The organism is Pseudoalteromonas sp. SR43-5, from assembly GCF_014163835.1.
GTDB lineage: Bacteria > Pseudomonadota > Gammaproteobacteria > Enterobacterales > Alteromonadaceae > Pseudoalteromonas > Pseudoalteromonas distincta.
The window spans coordinates 13,482-28,397 of the sequence record NZ_JACJEA010000005.1 but is presented as its reverse complement, the minus strand read 5'-3'; the positions used below and the strand labels follow the sequence as shown (position 1 = coordinate 28,397).

Annotated in this window: 6 protein-coding genes; all 6 read right to left on the bottom strand. The window is 41.3% G+C overall.

The window, feature by feature from the left end; all coding sequences use genetic code 11:
- Positions 1–234: 234 nt before the first annotated feature.
- Positions 235–1,305: a hypothetical protein gene (locus tag H5090_RS04245; protein WP_039490101.1), complete on the bottom strand. Its 1,071-nt coding sequence runs from the start codon at positions 1,303–1,305 to the stop codon at positions 235–237.
- 286 nt (positions 1,306–1,591) lie between these two features.
- Positions 1,592–2,917, bottom strand: a complete 1,326-nt coding sequence (locus H5090_RS20995; RefSeq protein WP_182695098.1) for a methyl-accepting chemotaxis protein — start codon at positions 2,915–2,917, stop codon at positions 1,592–1,594.
- Positions 2,918–3,396: 479 nt separating this feature from the next.
- The gene (gene recD / locus H5090_RS04235) at positions 3,397–5,445 is read right to left on the bottom strand and encodes an exodeoxyribonuclease V subunit alpha (protein WP_182695097.1); all 2,049 of its coding nucleotides are present in this window, start codon (positions 5,443–5,445) and stop codon (positions 3,397–3,399) included.
- Complete coding sequence (recB, locus tag H5090_RS04230; RefSeq protein ID WP_182695096.1) at positions 5,442–9,020, bottom strand: exodeoxyribonuclease V subunit beta; 3,579 nt, start codon at positions 9,018–9,020, stop codon at positions 5,442–5,444. Before recB ends, recD begins: the two co-directional genes overlap by 4 nt.
- Entirely contained in the window at positions 9,007–12,306 is a 3,300-nt protein-coding gene (gene recC, locus H5090_RS04225; protein WP_182695095.1) for an exodeoxyribonuclease V subunit gamma, read from the bottom strand. Before recC ends, recB begins: the two co-directional genes overlap by 14 nt.
- A gap of 169 nt (positions 12,307–12,475) precedes the next feature.
- A complete protein-coding gene (locus H5090_RS04220) occupies positions 12,476–14,845 on the bottom strand; it encodes a TonB-dependent receptor domain-containing protein (RefSeq protein ID WP_182695094.1) in 2,370 nt (789 codons plus the stop codon).
- Between the last annotated feature and the right edge of the window lie 71 nt (positions 14,846–14,916).

Genomic DNA, 14,916 nt, shown 5'->3' with positions numbered 1-14,916 from the left:
AGTTTTTAATACCAATCTGCTTATATATGGGTCTATTTAACGTCAAGAAAATTACGCTAGAACTAGGCAAAAATTTTTGTATCTAGTTGTTCTCGGCAATTGCTCCCTGCATTGCTCTACCTCCTGCATCCATGCAGTCGTAAATAAAAAATTTTTAACGACGTTATAGTGGAATTTAATTCGTTAAATTGATCAAAGATTTATGCAGATTGGTATAACTACACGCCTTCTATGTTATGGAATCACATTATAAATAAGTGCTGATGCACTTAAATTATTTGAATCCTTAATATAACGATATTGTTTTTTCCAAAACCAACTACCTGTAGTTTTATCAAACGTATTAAACCCTACGTTATTACCTTCAACATTTACGTTATTCATGGCTATTGTGACATTACCTTTACGCTGCGCGTTATGTATTTCGTTATGGCTATAACTGTCACTCATCATCATTGGATAATGATTTGGCATAAAGCTACTAACAGCATCACCTTGCGATTTTAAATGGCCATCTGTATCAATACTGCTGCTACAACTTCCAAACGAGCCAGCCGAACTTGCACCACATGAAGAGTGCGATGCTACAACCGAATCATCATTACCTTTTAAAAATCCACCTGTTAAACCTAAATACGCATTACCATCTGCCACAAAGCGTAATCTAGGTGTACGTGCATCAGGAAATGGCGATATTTTACGGGCATTATTCACTTTTAAATCGTGTAATACACCAACAGCTTCGGTTACATCGCTCCCTAGCCACCATTTGAGTGCTGCATCGACCGCAAAGTTCCATGATGCGCCAGTTAAAGCACTAACGGCTACATCTGCAAGCTCACTTCCACCACCCGCGCCTGCTAAATCAAACGTCGCAACAATATTAAGCGGCTGTAAGCCTGCGTTTTCTAACCAGTTTTCTTGGTTATCAATAATATGGCGTGCAACTAAGTCGCCTGTTGAATGTGTTACAAATACACAGCCATCACTGCATAAATTAGAGCGTGAAATTTGCTTTAACTTTGGCCACACCCAATCGGTAGCAATTTTACCTTCAATTCGCTCATAAGCAGGCCAATCAATTCGCTCATCTGCACGATTATTCCAGTACGATTGCCAATATGTTTCACCGTCATTAATTACATCACTACCCGACTTATTGGTTATTTGCGAAGTTTGTAACCCGTGAATTAATATAATTTTGTAGTCTTTACTCGCAGCAGAAAAGCTCATTAGCATAGCAAGCCCAGCACCAATTAGGTGACTTGGTTTAATTAATGTGTGTGTGCGCTTAGTGTTGTTCATACAATTCCTTAATGTTGTGTACGTAATATTTTATTATCATTTAAGGTATTCATACTAGGGCTTGTCAGCCTTGGCGTTCATCAGTATTAGGAACAAAGAACAAAAATGCAACAATTTATTATCATTTATAGGGATGAAGAAACTTATTACTTGTTATTTAATGGGTTAATAAAGAATAGTTGTTAAATTTAAAATTATCAGGGATGTTTCGAGAGTAATATTGAGGGGGGTTAGGTTGAGCGGGTACCGGTAAAGGTGCCCGCTTTAGAATAAGGACGTAACTAATCTAGCCGTTAGCTTTGAGTTCACTGGTAAATTGCCCAATCGCATTTACAACTTCTTGTGCGCCTTGCTGAATTTCCTGCATCACATCACCCGACTCTTTAGATAGTGCTAAACCTTGCTCTGCTTTTTCTTTACCTTTTTCTATTACAGCCACCGTATTTTGGGTTTGTGATTGGTTACGCTGTACTACTTCTACTATTTCTTCTGTTGCTTTTGATGTACGAGATGCAAGCAGTCGAACCTCGTCTGCAACCACAGCAAAGCCTCGACCTTGCTCGCCAGCTCTAGCCGCTTCAATTGCGGCATTTAATGCTAATAAATTAGTTTGTTCTGCAATACTACTAATACTTTGTACAATACTCGCTATTTGTTGCGACTGCTGATCAAGCGCTGAAATTTCACTTGCAGCTTGCTCCATGTTAATAGCAAGCTCGGTCATTACTGTAACCGTATCTTGTATAACGCTCGCGCCCTGTTCTGCTTTTTTATCCGTTTGGGTTGAGGTGCTATAAGCAATCTCGGCCGCTTGTGAGATTGCAATTTCTTGATTTACTTGTTCAGTAATAACTGTGGCAAACTTCATCACTTTATAAAGCTCATTTGCGTCATTTGAGATTGGGTTATATGACGCTTCTAACCATACAACATTGCCGTATTTATCAACACGCTTAAAGCGCTCCGCTATAAACTGTCCTTCTCTTAATTTAGCCCAAAACTGTTGATACTCTTGGGAATTATACTCTGAAGCTTCACAAAATGTGCGATGGTGTTTTCCTATTAATTCACTTTCTTGATAACCCATTGCTGATAAAAACTGCTCATTTGCTTTTAAAACATGGCCTTCTAAATCAAATTCAATTACTGCCATAGAGCGATATATCGCTTTGATAGTGTCGCTTTGCTCGCGGGAAGCCGTAATTGTTTTTGTAAGCACACTCCCGAATATAGAAAAGTAGAGCAACTGATCTTGCTCCCCTTTTACAGGATGTACTATTAAACGTAACCATTCAGCTTTACCATCACCGCGCGCAATTTGTAATGCACCGCCCCAATGTCCTTCTTTTTTTATAGCTTGCTGTAGGCTTTTAAATTCTGAAGATTGACGAGATGACTCAGTAATAAAATCATCAAAAGAGTTATTAGTAAGATCGTCTTCGTTGTAGCCTAAGTTTTCTAAAAACCTATCATTGGCGTGCGAAATACGCCCATCATAAAGAATATTAACAACTAACATCTCTCGGTAAAGCCCTTCCCACACTTGTTGTAACGGATAGAGTTCTGCTTTTAAAGAGGCTATTTCATTTTGCTTATTTTTAGAAAAAAACATTAATATCCTTAATTGGGCGTGTTGACCTTTGTGGATTGAAATTTGTTCAATCTAGGGGCGATTAAATCACGGCGCGAGGTTTGTAACCTAGTGGGCTCGATAACTGCTCCTGCGTTATTCTAATGGCTTACATCCATGTAAGAATAAGTAAAAACCGAGCAAAGCTTCCGCGTCCTGCTCACGCCCCTTACCTACATCCATGTAGGCAACAAAGAGTTAATCGTCCCTAGAAAGAACCCAAAGGGCAGCGTATGTTTGGTATTTATACTACGTTATCGCCTATTTATGGGAAATACCACACTACATAGGCTCTGCCTTGCCTAAAAACCAAACACACTACTGCAAATTCACCCACCAAAGATCAACACGCCCGAATACATTCAATATAAAATTAACTTTAGTATAGAAGACATTTATAATAACGCGATAAATAACAAGCAGTTTGAAGCTAAATTATTAATAAAAAATTCAAATTAAGCTTAAAATTGTAACCTTTCATATAAACCAGATGCTCTTGATACGCTTTTATTCATTGCTAGTTGCAGTACTTTTTTGTCAGCCACCAGCTCAAACTTATTTTTAGCGCGGGTTATTCCCGTATACACTAATTGCCTGTTAATACCCATGCGCGCTTGTTTTAGCGGTGGCAGTACCATAGCGGTGTAACTAAACTCTGAACCTTGTGATTTATGAATAGTCATTACGTATACTTTATCGTGTGCAGGGAGTCGTGCTGGCGAAAATGCTCGTTGATTACCTTGCTCGTCAATAAATATGGCTTTGAGCTGATTGCTTTCATCGGGCATTAAAATACCAATATCGCCGTTAAATAACTTAAGCTGGTAATCGTTTTGGCTCACCATAATGGGCATGCCTGTATAATGATGAGTATTAGGGCTAACTGTTATTAAACCTTGCTGTTGCAATACGCGCTCTATTCGCTGATTTAAGCTATGCACGCCGTAATCGCCCTCTCGTACCGCAGCTAAAAGCTGATAACTAGCAAAAGCAGCATGCACCTGAGCAACATCTGCACCTTGGGCAATTAAGTTAAGGTATTTTGCATAATGACTTGCTGCACTTTTAACAAGCTTTTCAATTGGTTTCGCTACAAAGTCGTAATCTAAAATTACATCGTTAAAACGCCCTTCGGTACTTTCTTGCTCAACGTAATTTAAAATACCGGTGTTATTTGTGTTTACCGCAAGTGCGAGTTGACCAATGCCGCTTTGTGCATCAAATCGATAACTGTGCTGTAAAAAGGCAACGCAATCTGCGAGTTTAAATTCACTCACGCTTTGCGCTACGAGCTTAGGCTCATTATTAAAACATAAGCTATTTAGCTCATCACAACGTGCTTGCGAGTAGCGTGGCGTTTGCCCAAGTGTTAAACCTTGGCATAAATCGCTCATTACGCTGCCAGTATCTACCGAGGCCAGCTGGTCTTTGTCACCTAGGAGTATTAATCTCGCATGCGCAGGCAGTGCTTCTATTAATTTAGCCATCAGCGATAAATCGACCATACTGGCTTCGTCAATAATCAGCACATCTAAATGCAGTGGATTGCTTTTGTTATGTCTGAATTTATTAGTAAACGGTTTTACGCCCAATAAGCGATGAATAGTCTGAGCGTTTTGCGGTATCAGCGTTTTTATAACATCAGGAATCGTTGTGAGCTTATTTTTAGCGCCTAAAATAGACTCACTTAAACGTGCAGCGGCTTTACCTGTCGGTGCCACCAGCTTAATGCTAAGCGGCGCGGTTTTATAAAGTGACTGCAAAATAGCCAACAACTTAGTCACTGTGGTAGTTTTACCGGTACCTGGACCACCCGTGATCACGCTAAAGCCTTTGGTGGCAGCAATCGCACACGCCACTTTTTGCCAATCAGTTTCAATTGCAGAATCAGCAGGAAAATAGGTATTTAAAAGTTCTGCCAATATTTCATTATTAATATTGAGCTTTCGCTCGCTCATACTTAATAATCTGTCAGCGAGTGTTTGCTCATAACCGGCAAGGCGCGCAAAATAAAGTCGCTCTTTAAACAGTTGCAGTGGTTTACTCTCGCCCACGCTTTCATGGTTTTGTAAATAACTGAGCGCTGTATGTACATTAAAGTCATCACTAAACGGGCTTAGCGTACTGGGTACATTGCCATCTAGTTTATTAAAGTCGCTTTTGCGCAAGTTAAAAGGATTGCTCCAGTCAACCTCATTTAAAGTTAGGCAGCTATGCTGACTTTGCTGCGATAAGCACAGTAATAAAATAATATAAAACAGCTCATTATGTGTTTGCTCAATGTCATTAGCACACAGTAATTCAGCGAGTTTAACATCAACCACACGTAGTCTATTTTGCGCTAATAAATATTCAAGTAACGGGACTTCGATAATAGTATTATTTAACACAATGTCCTCTAATGGGACATCATGTGCTACATTTTTTGAAGTAAGAGGCTCTACGGCTTCATTATTAAGTGTCTCGTCTATATCGTCAAACAAGCCAGGTTGCTCATTTAAATCGCTCATAGCATGGCTCCTTGGCTAAATAAGCCATCTAAAATAATCACTTGTTCTTCAGTTAGCTTTTTAAAGTACACGCCTTGCCCTGCCGGCATCCCACGTAAAAACGTGTAATACACGCCGCCTAAATGGGTTTCTATTGAGTAATCAGCTATACGTTGTTTTAATAAACGATGCAGCGCTACCGTGTAGATTAAATACTGTAAATGATACTGATGACTGCTCATCGCTTGCTCAAGCATGTCGCTCTCGTAATCAGCTGGCGTGCTGCCTAAATAATTAGACTTATAATCTAAAATATAATATTTGCCTTGGTAGCAAAATATTAAATCGACAAAGCCTTTTAACAAGCCCTTTACGTGCGAAAATTCAAGCTTACTTTGTGTAAAACCAAAATGTTTAACCAGCATTTCGTTTAGCTTTGGTGCACTTAAGCTCTCAAGAGGTAAATTAAATTCCATTTCGACTAGGCAATCTCTGGGTGTAAGCACACCCAATGAAAGAAGGCTTTTTTCTAAAGAACTGTTATCTAGGGGGCACGCAAGAACATCAAGTACCCACTTTTCAGCCACTTCTCGCCATTGATCACCTATGTGGTACTTTTCAAGGCTGCGCTTAACTACTTCAGATAAGTTTTGCTCGGTATTAGTTGGGTGAACTATTGGGCTAGTAAAATCTATTTGTTCAAATATTTCGTGTAAACAGCTACCAGGCTTTGCCCCTTTAGGAAAACTATAAGGTGATGGTAGTTCGTCCTCTTGCACTGCAAACTCGTCTTTTTCGTGATCTTCATCACTTCGCCCTGGGGCTAATTGGTCGCTGTGCTTTTTAAAGCTCAACGCACTAAAGCTGGTTGCTCGCCAGTTACGTTCAATATTTGCTGTTACTTTATTAACACTTAACGCTTGCTGCGCACTTTCACTGTTATTAAAACAAAGTGTTCCCTGCTCTAATAATGTTTGTGAGGTAAATTGCTGATAGCTCATCGCGCTGTTAGCGTCGCAAAACTCACTTAAATGCGTGCGCCATGTTTGGCTACTGGCAAGTTCAAGCCCTGCAAATAAAACATGCCCAAGTGCACTACTTTGCATAGCCAAGCGGCTACTTTGTCCTTGCCCTATGTTATAAACACCAAGCGCACAAAAATGTACGGCGCGAGTAAGTGCTACATAAAGCAGGCGTAAATCTTCAGCTAGGCGTTCTTGTTCTGCTTTTTGAAGGGCATCTTCGTCTTTACTTAAATCGTAAACTAGCTTGCCATTATCATGATAAAGCGCTTCTTTTGTTTCGCGATAGCCACTGGCAAACGGCATAAATACCAAAGGGTATTCAAGCCCTTTTGAGGCATGCATAGTGACAATTTTAACTAAGTTGGCGTCACTTTCTAGGCGTACCTGAACTGTTTCACCGTCTTGTTGGCTTACCTTTTGTGCAAACCATCGCAGTAAACGCAGCGTGCCTTCAAGCTCTATTTGTTTTTGCTGAAGTATTTCGCCCAAGTGCCTAAAGTCCGTCAGCCAACGCTCAACGTTATATCCTAACCCTTGCCATTTAGCGCTAAGCTGGTTATGGCTCATTAAGCGCTCAAGCATGGCCATAGCGCCTTGCTTGTTCCAAATGTGGCTAAGTTGTGCAAAAAAGTTTAAGTAGTCTTGCCATTTATTTTCATCATCAGCGAGTGCATGTATTTCGTTATAACTTAAACAAAATAGCGGACCCGCTAAAACACCGCGCAGCAATGACTCATCATATTGTCCATGCAGCGCTGTTAAAAAGTTAAGTAGGTGATGGCTAAGCTCTTGGCTAAAAACGCTCTCGCGCGATAAATACACACTGGCTATTTTGGCATCATCTAGCGCTTTTTTCATTATTTGCGCTTCAACACGGTCGCGCACTAATATACAAATATCGGCAGCGCTTACAGGGGTACTGCCAATACACGCATCCCCTTGTTTTGCTTTTTCAAGCAGGGTGACTATTTTATTAGCAAAGTGAGTGGCTAAATGCGCTTGCCCTATACCTTTATTGGTTGGTTTGTTTTTTTCGTCTGCGGCTTCATCCACAAATACATTAAATTCGAATGCGGTCGCGGGTTTACCATCAATTAAAAAAGAGTCTTCCGCTTTTTTACCTTTAGCAGCTACTGCGTTAAAGGGGATGGCATCGTTATAAATAAAGCTGTTAGCGTGTTTGCCAAATAAACTATTAACGCTATTGACTATATCGGTGCTTGAGCGAAAGTTAGTACCCAGCGTAAATTGCTGATCAGTCTGTACAGCTTCTTTTGCGCCAATATAGGTAAAAATATCTGCGCCCCTAAAGCCATAAATAGCTTGTTTAGGGTCGCCTATCATGGCAAGCGTGGTATTTTGTTGCCCATAAATTTTACTAAAAATACCGTACTGAATCGGATCGGTATCTTGGAATTCATCAATCATGGCAACCGGAAACAACTGTGCAATTTTTTGCGCTAGTACGTCGCCTTGCTCGTTATTAAGCGCACTGTGTAAATTGGTCAATAAGTCATCTGGGGTGATAACGCTTTGCTCTTGCTTGCGCTTAACTATTGCGGCTTTTACCCAGCGTGCTGCATGTTGTATAACCGCTATTTTGAGCCCTTGGTTTATGGTGTTGTTAAGGGCGGCAAGCTCGTCAAACTGACTCAGTAATGGATGCACAAATAATGGCTGATTTTTTTTATAATTGCTCACATCGCTTAAGCTTTCTGTACTCCACACTTCAAACGAATACTTGCTAGTGCCAAATTCAAAAAACAAATCACCCCCTAAACAAAATGCTTCAAGCGCACCAAGGCTGCCTTTTCGCGCTGGCGTTTTAGACCCGCTTAAACCCGAGCTTTTAATAGCACCGATAAACTCTTGCTCTAACACCGCTTTTTTAAATGCAGGCACACGGGTTATGTACTCGTCACGGGCTTTCCATACATCATCTAAATTTATTTGTGGTGTAATGTGTGCATTAGCTTTGTTTAAAATGCTCGCCACTTGAGCGAATAAAGACTCTGGTGCGGCAAATACATCTAAAATAGCATCGGTGCGTTCTTTATTAAGTGGGTATACAAACGCACGCCAAAAATCTTTAATGGTTTCGAGCAGTATGTCGCGCTCATCTAAAATAAATTCGAGATTAAACGCCACTCCCGACTCAAACGCATGTTGTTTTAGCATCCGCTGACAAAAGCCATGAATAGTAAAAATAGCGGCTTCGTCCATTGATTTAGCAGCTGCATCGAGCAAATCAAACGCGCGGTGCTTATCATCAATTTTGGCAATTACGCCTTCAATGAGTTCGTCGTTTGGGTCTTGCCCAAGCAATGCGTCGCGCGCAGCAATAATTCGGCTACGTACGCGGTCTTTAATTTCTTGAGTGGCAGCGTCGGTAAAGGTTACTACCAAAATTTGCTCAACACTGAGCGGCGTATTTAACTCACCTTCTATTTGCATACCTAGTAAGTAACGTAAATACAGCCCCGTAATTGTATAAGTTTTACCAGTACCCGCACTGGCTTCTATTAAACTTTGACCAATGAGCGGCATAGTAAGAGGATTAAGCGCTTGCATGGTCACTCTCCTTTGCGTGTTCAAATAAAGGCGTGAGCAATTTATCACTCCATTTTATAAATTCTTCTTGGCAGTCGTTTAGCGATTGCACCGTTAAGCGGATATACGGGTTTTCGCCCTCTCCTCGCCCTATGTATTGCGGGCTAAATTTGCTCATCGCTTTTGTTATATCGCCGCCACTTTTAACGTACTCATAACCACTTACCGGAAAAAATGGCACAGGCTCTGCGCGGAGTGCTTTGTATAACTCAAACCAATCGGCCAATAGTGCATCCGCATCGGCTTTGTTTATGGGCGCAAAGGTAATTTGCTTATCGAGCCCAAGTAACAATGTTTCTACGTGATGCTCCATACTTTGCGCTGCAAGGTGATAAATAAAGCCTTTAATTAAATCTTTCGCTTTAATACTCGCACTGCGGTAAAACACTTGTTTTTGCAAATAAACATGATTGAGCCAGCCTTCTATTTTGGTGCCTTCAATGGTAAGCAAAACTTCTATCGGCTCACTTTTCCCGCCTTTAATGTGCTCTTTAACTTGCCCTGCAAGCGCATCAACTCGGTGCTCCATACTCTCAAATATGAGGCTGCCTACATTGGCTTGAGGTAACTCACCTCGCTGCAGTATTTGCTCTGTACTCAGCGGTTGCTCGTTTATATTGGCTTTAAGTATTTCATCAAGGTAAAAATAACGGCGCAGTGCATCTAAACTAAATGGCTCTTCGTCTTTTGCTACTTCGTTAAATTGTGGCAGGCGTAAGCCCAATGTTTGTTGATAAAAGCTCTCTTGTGCGCTGCACACACTTTTAATAAACACATCAAGATCTAACTGCTCTGGCACAACAACATCAAGCGCAATAACCGGCTGTGGTTTAATTGACTCACTTGGCAGCCAAATTGGATTGTAACTGTGGTTACTCAGCACAGTATTGGCTTGCTCATCGGCTAAATAATAATGGCTATTAAAGGGCTGTAAATGCTGCTGATTGATTAGACATTCTGGCAGTGCTTTTTCGCTTTTATCGCTTAATACAAAGCTACGCCCAATATATTCTAACAGCTCGCTTACAAGGGTTGATGGCATACGCGGTTGGTTATCAAAACACGAGCGACCAATGTAACTCATGTATAAGTTGTCGCGGGCACTCAGTAGTGCTTCTAAAAATAAGTAGCGGTCATCTAATTTACGTGATCGGTCACCTTTTTGCTTTTTAGAATAAGGCACTAAGTCAAAACCAATAGGCTGTACGTTACGCGGGTAGTCGGCATCATTTAAGCCCAGCATACACACCACTTTAAATGGCACGGCGCGCATGGGCATAAGCGTACAAAAGTTGACTTGGCCTACTAAAAACCGCTGCCCCACGCCTTTTTCTTGAATGCCTTGTTTAATTAAGTAACTAACAATACGCTGCGAAACCGCTTTACTGTAATCGCCGTTGTCGTGGTGCTTTTGTAACTCTTCAAGCACGTTTTGAAGTACTAATAAATCCCAGCTGTCGTCGCTTTCACTTTCGTATATAGCGTTTAATAGCTCACTTAAAATATGCGCTTTATTAGTGAGCGTATCGTCGGGCGTTAGCTGCTCTTTAAAGCTTTGCAGTACATCAATAAAGTGCACGAGCTTGTTGAGTGTATCAAGCGCCATGCCTTCTACTTCATCGGCGCTGTAAATACCATTAAACGGGCATTGCTCGTCGCGCATGGCTATACCAAGCAGTAAACGGTTGAGCCCATGTTGCCAGGTATTTAAATCGATAGCGGGTAAATCAAAGCTGCTTTTATGCGCTGCGTTTATACCCCATTTTACCCCTACACGTTCAAGCCAATATTGAATTTGCTCGTATTCGTGCGCTTCAAGCCCAAACTTTTCGGCTATTTGCGTCACTTGTAATAAATCGAGAATATCCGACACACCAAAGCGCGAAAACGGTAAGTTAGCTAAACTCGCAAATGAGCTAAGCACGGGCTTTTCTTGCTCTATGGCTAAATCGGCCAATGCGTAAGGAATAAAGCGGCTGCCTTGTGCCCCGCCAAATACGGCTTCAATGTAAGGGCTGTAAGTGCCTACATCGGGCATCATGACAATTATGTCTTTGGGGGTAAGCGTTGGGTTTTGATTAAATAAGTTAAGTAAGTAGTCGTGCAAGCGCTCAACTTCTCTGAGCGGTGTATGGCAATCGCTGAGCGTAATGCTGGTATCGGTTGCGCTGATTGGTAACTTACCTTCGTCGTTTATAAACCACTCTTTGTTATCGGTCAGCGATTCGCCTTTAAACGCAAGCTGATAAATCTCGCTTTGTACTTGCCCTAGTAAGGTGTCGTCAAACACATCAATAAAACCATCAATCCAACGGGCATCTAACTGTACAAGTTGTTCAAAATAGTCGCGGCCTAATTTACCCCACGACGATAACAACGGATTACCAATAAAGTAGTATTCTTCATCTGGATTGGTTTGTTTTTTTTGTTGCGCTTCCACCAGCGGCATTTTGGCGTATTTAGCGCTTATTTTAGCTGCTGTTTTTTCATCTATGATATCGCCCCAGTAGTGCTCACTTGGGTTAAAAAAGAATAATATAACCTCTGTTTTTTTACTCAGTGCTTCAAACACCTCAAGCTGGGAGCTGGCAATCGCCGATATACCAAATAAGCTAATGCGTTGTGGCAGTAAGCTATTATCCATAGTCTCAAGCGCTGCAAGTAATTGCCCTTGCATATTAGCGCGATGAAATTGGCTTTGCCCAAGTTCTTGGCTTAGCTTTACAATGCGTCGCCATAAATCAGGTTGCCATGGGGCAATGGCTACATCTACGTCATCAAGCTCATCTTTGCCGCTATCCCATGTGGCTATCCAGTGCGGTCGGTACATTAAATATTGGTCGTACACATCGGCTATTTTTTCGCATAGCGCAAAGGTTTTTTGCCCGTCAATATCGCCCTCTAAATAGGTTTTTAGCGGCAAATAAAGCGGTTCATCAATGCAGGTTGGTAAAATTGCAAACAGTTTCCAAGCAAGGTTGGGCTTATTAAATGCCGACTCTTTAGGGACATTTGGCAGTAATTGCTGATACAACTGCCAAATAAAGCTCGACGGCAGCGGAAAATCTACCTGCGCTGCAACCCCTAAGTTTTCGCTCAAACCTATTTTTAACCACTGCGACATACCCGGCGATTGCACTAGCACCACTTCTTTGTCGAACGGGCTTTGCAATGGGTTTATTTTTAACAGCTGGTGGAACTGCGCTTGCAGGGCTTCCATCCGGTTTGATTGAATAATATTTAGCATATAACACTGGCCTTGCTTGAGATAAAACCAGTGTAAGATATTTTCAATATTAGGGGTAGCTATTCACTGAATTTGGTTCTAATAAATCAATACGTTAGTCATTAAACAGTCAAAAAGCCCATCAGTGATGGGCTTTGCTTTAATTTAGTTACTAACCCTAAACTTTAACTTAAAAGTCAGCGGTAAATGTAACTGCTGCGGTGCGTGGCGCGCCAATGTAATAAGTAGCGCCGTTACCAGTACCACCTGCTAAGTAGCTTTTGTCAGTAACGTTATAAACAACAAACGATACGTCAATGGCTTTAAACGGACCTGCATCTACGTCAGTTGAATAACCTGCATTAAAATCAAGTACAGTGTAGCCGTCTACTTTATTACGGGTGCGAGTGTCTTCGTCTTGCCATGCACCTAAGCGCTCACCGGTGTATTTAGCGGATAAACCAACACGAAAGCCATCGCTAAAGTAATCGGTAGATACCACAAATAAATTTTCTGATGAATCTATTATGCTGTCGCCTTTTCTAAAGCTCGGTGCTACCTCATTACCACTTTCATCTCTTAATATTACACCCTGTGAATCGTATGCATTTGGATCATCGGATGAATACTCAGAACTGCTATTTGTATACGACGAGTACACACTCCAGCTTGGTGTTAACATATAGCTTGCTGCAAGCTCAAGCCCATTTGAGTCAATCCCCCCTACATTTACGTACGAGCCATTTGTACCAATGGTGTAATCAATGCCGTCTGTGCCACTACCAGGGGCAATAAAGGTAATGCGGTTATCAAACTTAACACTGTAAGCCGTTGCTGTAAGGGTTAATCTGTCGGCTTGGTAACGTACACCAAAGTCGATGTTGTCGGCAGTTTCTGGCTCTATGTTTGTAAGTGTTGAGCTATCTCGCTCAAGCACACCGTCTTTTATTGCTGAAAAATTCTCGCTGTAACTAGCAAATAATTCTGTGCTGTTATTTAGTTGATACAATACGCCACCGCTAAATAACACGTCTGAGTCGCTATCTACTTTATCTGATCTTTCGTTAGCAAAGTGGTCATACTTTTGTAATTCAACTAAATACTGTTTTGCACCAATATTTAATGTTAAGTCACCAAAATTAATCGAGTCTTGTAAGTACCATTTGAATGTATCGGTATCAAAAGTGTTTTTGTATTGTGTCCAGTAAGGCGTGCTATCAAAGTGATGATAAATACGCGCGTCAATTACTTTGTGCCAATCACGCGATTCATCACGCTCACTTTGCTCATACCAAAAGCCCGCTTCTATATCGTGATCACCAAATGTAGCTTGGTAATTTGCCGTTACACCTAAACGATCTTTGTTGTAATGCGTATGGCGGTAAGACATAACCGGCGTTGCTGTTGCATCGTAACACGCAGGATTTAAACCAGGACCCGACTCCCATGGCCAGCTCAAACTTTGCGTACAATCGGCATTGGGTGCAAGCGGGTTGCCTTCACTATCAGCAAAACCATAAGAGCCTGCATTAGTGCCACCCTCGGTTGTTGGGTCACCATTTTCATCAACAGGTGTTGTTAAATAAGGTGGGATCCAATCGCCGCGACCTGAATTTTTATGATAATAAGGGCTAACAGTTAATAATGAAGTTGGTGAAATAGCGTATTCAAATTTTAAATAGCCTAAGGTATTTTCACGAAGCGTTCCCCAACCTTCTGCAAACATTTGGTCAAAGTGCGGAACTCCCGTCCAATTCCATGTTAGCTGATCCCAGTCTGGAGTTTGTTCAAACTGCTCAAGGCTTACGCTGTTATAGTTTGTCTCGCTTACATCATCGTAAGATAAACGACCAGTAAGTGTTAAATCGTCAAAATTAGATACAAACTTAAGCTCAGCGTGTTGGTTGTCTTTGCCCCCATTACTGCCTGAACCAATCCAGCGGCTTGTATCTGTTTGCGAGTAACTTACGTACGCTTGTGTGTTATTAAAAACAGTGCCTGTTTCGTGTTTAATATAATAACGCGTGGCATCGTGGCTGCCTGATGTATAAGCAAAGGTAGTGCCTTTTTCAAGGCTTGGGTCTTTACTTACAAAGTTAAATGTCCCGCCTAGTGCTTCAAGTGAAGCCGACTTAATATCAGAGGTACCTTGACCTACTTCTACCGTTGCTAAATTTTCACTCTCCAAGTAACGGTTAGCTTTAGCACCACCGCCGTAATTAGAGCCACCATTGGGAATGCCATCAACGGTCATACCTAATTGTTGTTGGTTCCCATCAATACTAAAACCACGCATAGTGATTGTAGTAGACCAATCGTCGCCACCAAATGCATCACCTTCGTTTATGCTAATCCCTGGTAAATTATCAATAACCGATAATATGCTCGATACCGAACTTTGTTGCTCAAGCATTGCAGGCTCAATAACATTGTTAGCGTAGCTCGTTGGTTTAGCAACCACGGTTACTTCTTCTATGGTGTTGTCGTTAGCATAAGTAGATGTTGATACCGCCATAGCAATAGCCATGCTCAATAGCGATTTGTTTTTTAAAGCGTACATTGTTGTCCCGTTTAGTTTTAATTATGAAATATGAAAACGAGCACAGTATGGATTTTAAACATGACAACGAG

Bases quoted from the DNA above. Each gene is read 5' to 3' on its own strand.
- recD (WP_182695097.1), bottom strand. From the start codon at position 5,445: ATGAGCGATTTAAATGAGCAACCTGGCTTGTTTGACGATATAGACGAG.
- H5090_RS20995 (WP_182695098.1), bottom strand. From the start codon at position 2,917: ATGTTTTTTTCTAAAAATAAGCAAAATGAAATAGCCTCTTTAAAAGCA.
- H5090_RS04220 (WP_182695094.1), bottom strand. From the start codon at position 14,845: ATGTACGCTTTAAAAAACAAATCGCTATTGAGCATGGCTATTGCTATG.
- recB (WP_182695096.1), bottom strand. From the start codon at position 9,020: ATGCAAGCGCTTAATCCTCTTACTATGCCGCTCATTGGTCAAAGTTTA.
- H5090_RS04245 (WP_039490101.1), bottom strand. From the start codon at position 1,305: ATGAACAACACTAAGCGCACACACACATTAATTAAACCAAGTCACCTA.
- recC (WP_182695095.1), bottom strand. From the start codon at position 12,306: ATGCTAAATATTATTCAATCAAACCGGATGGAAGCCCTGCAAGCGCAG.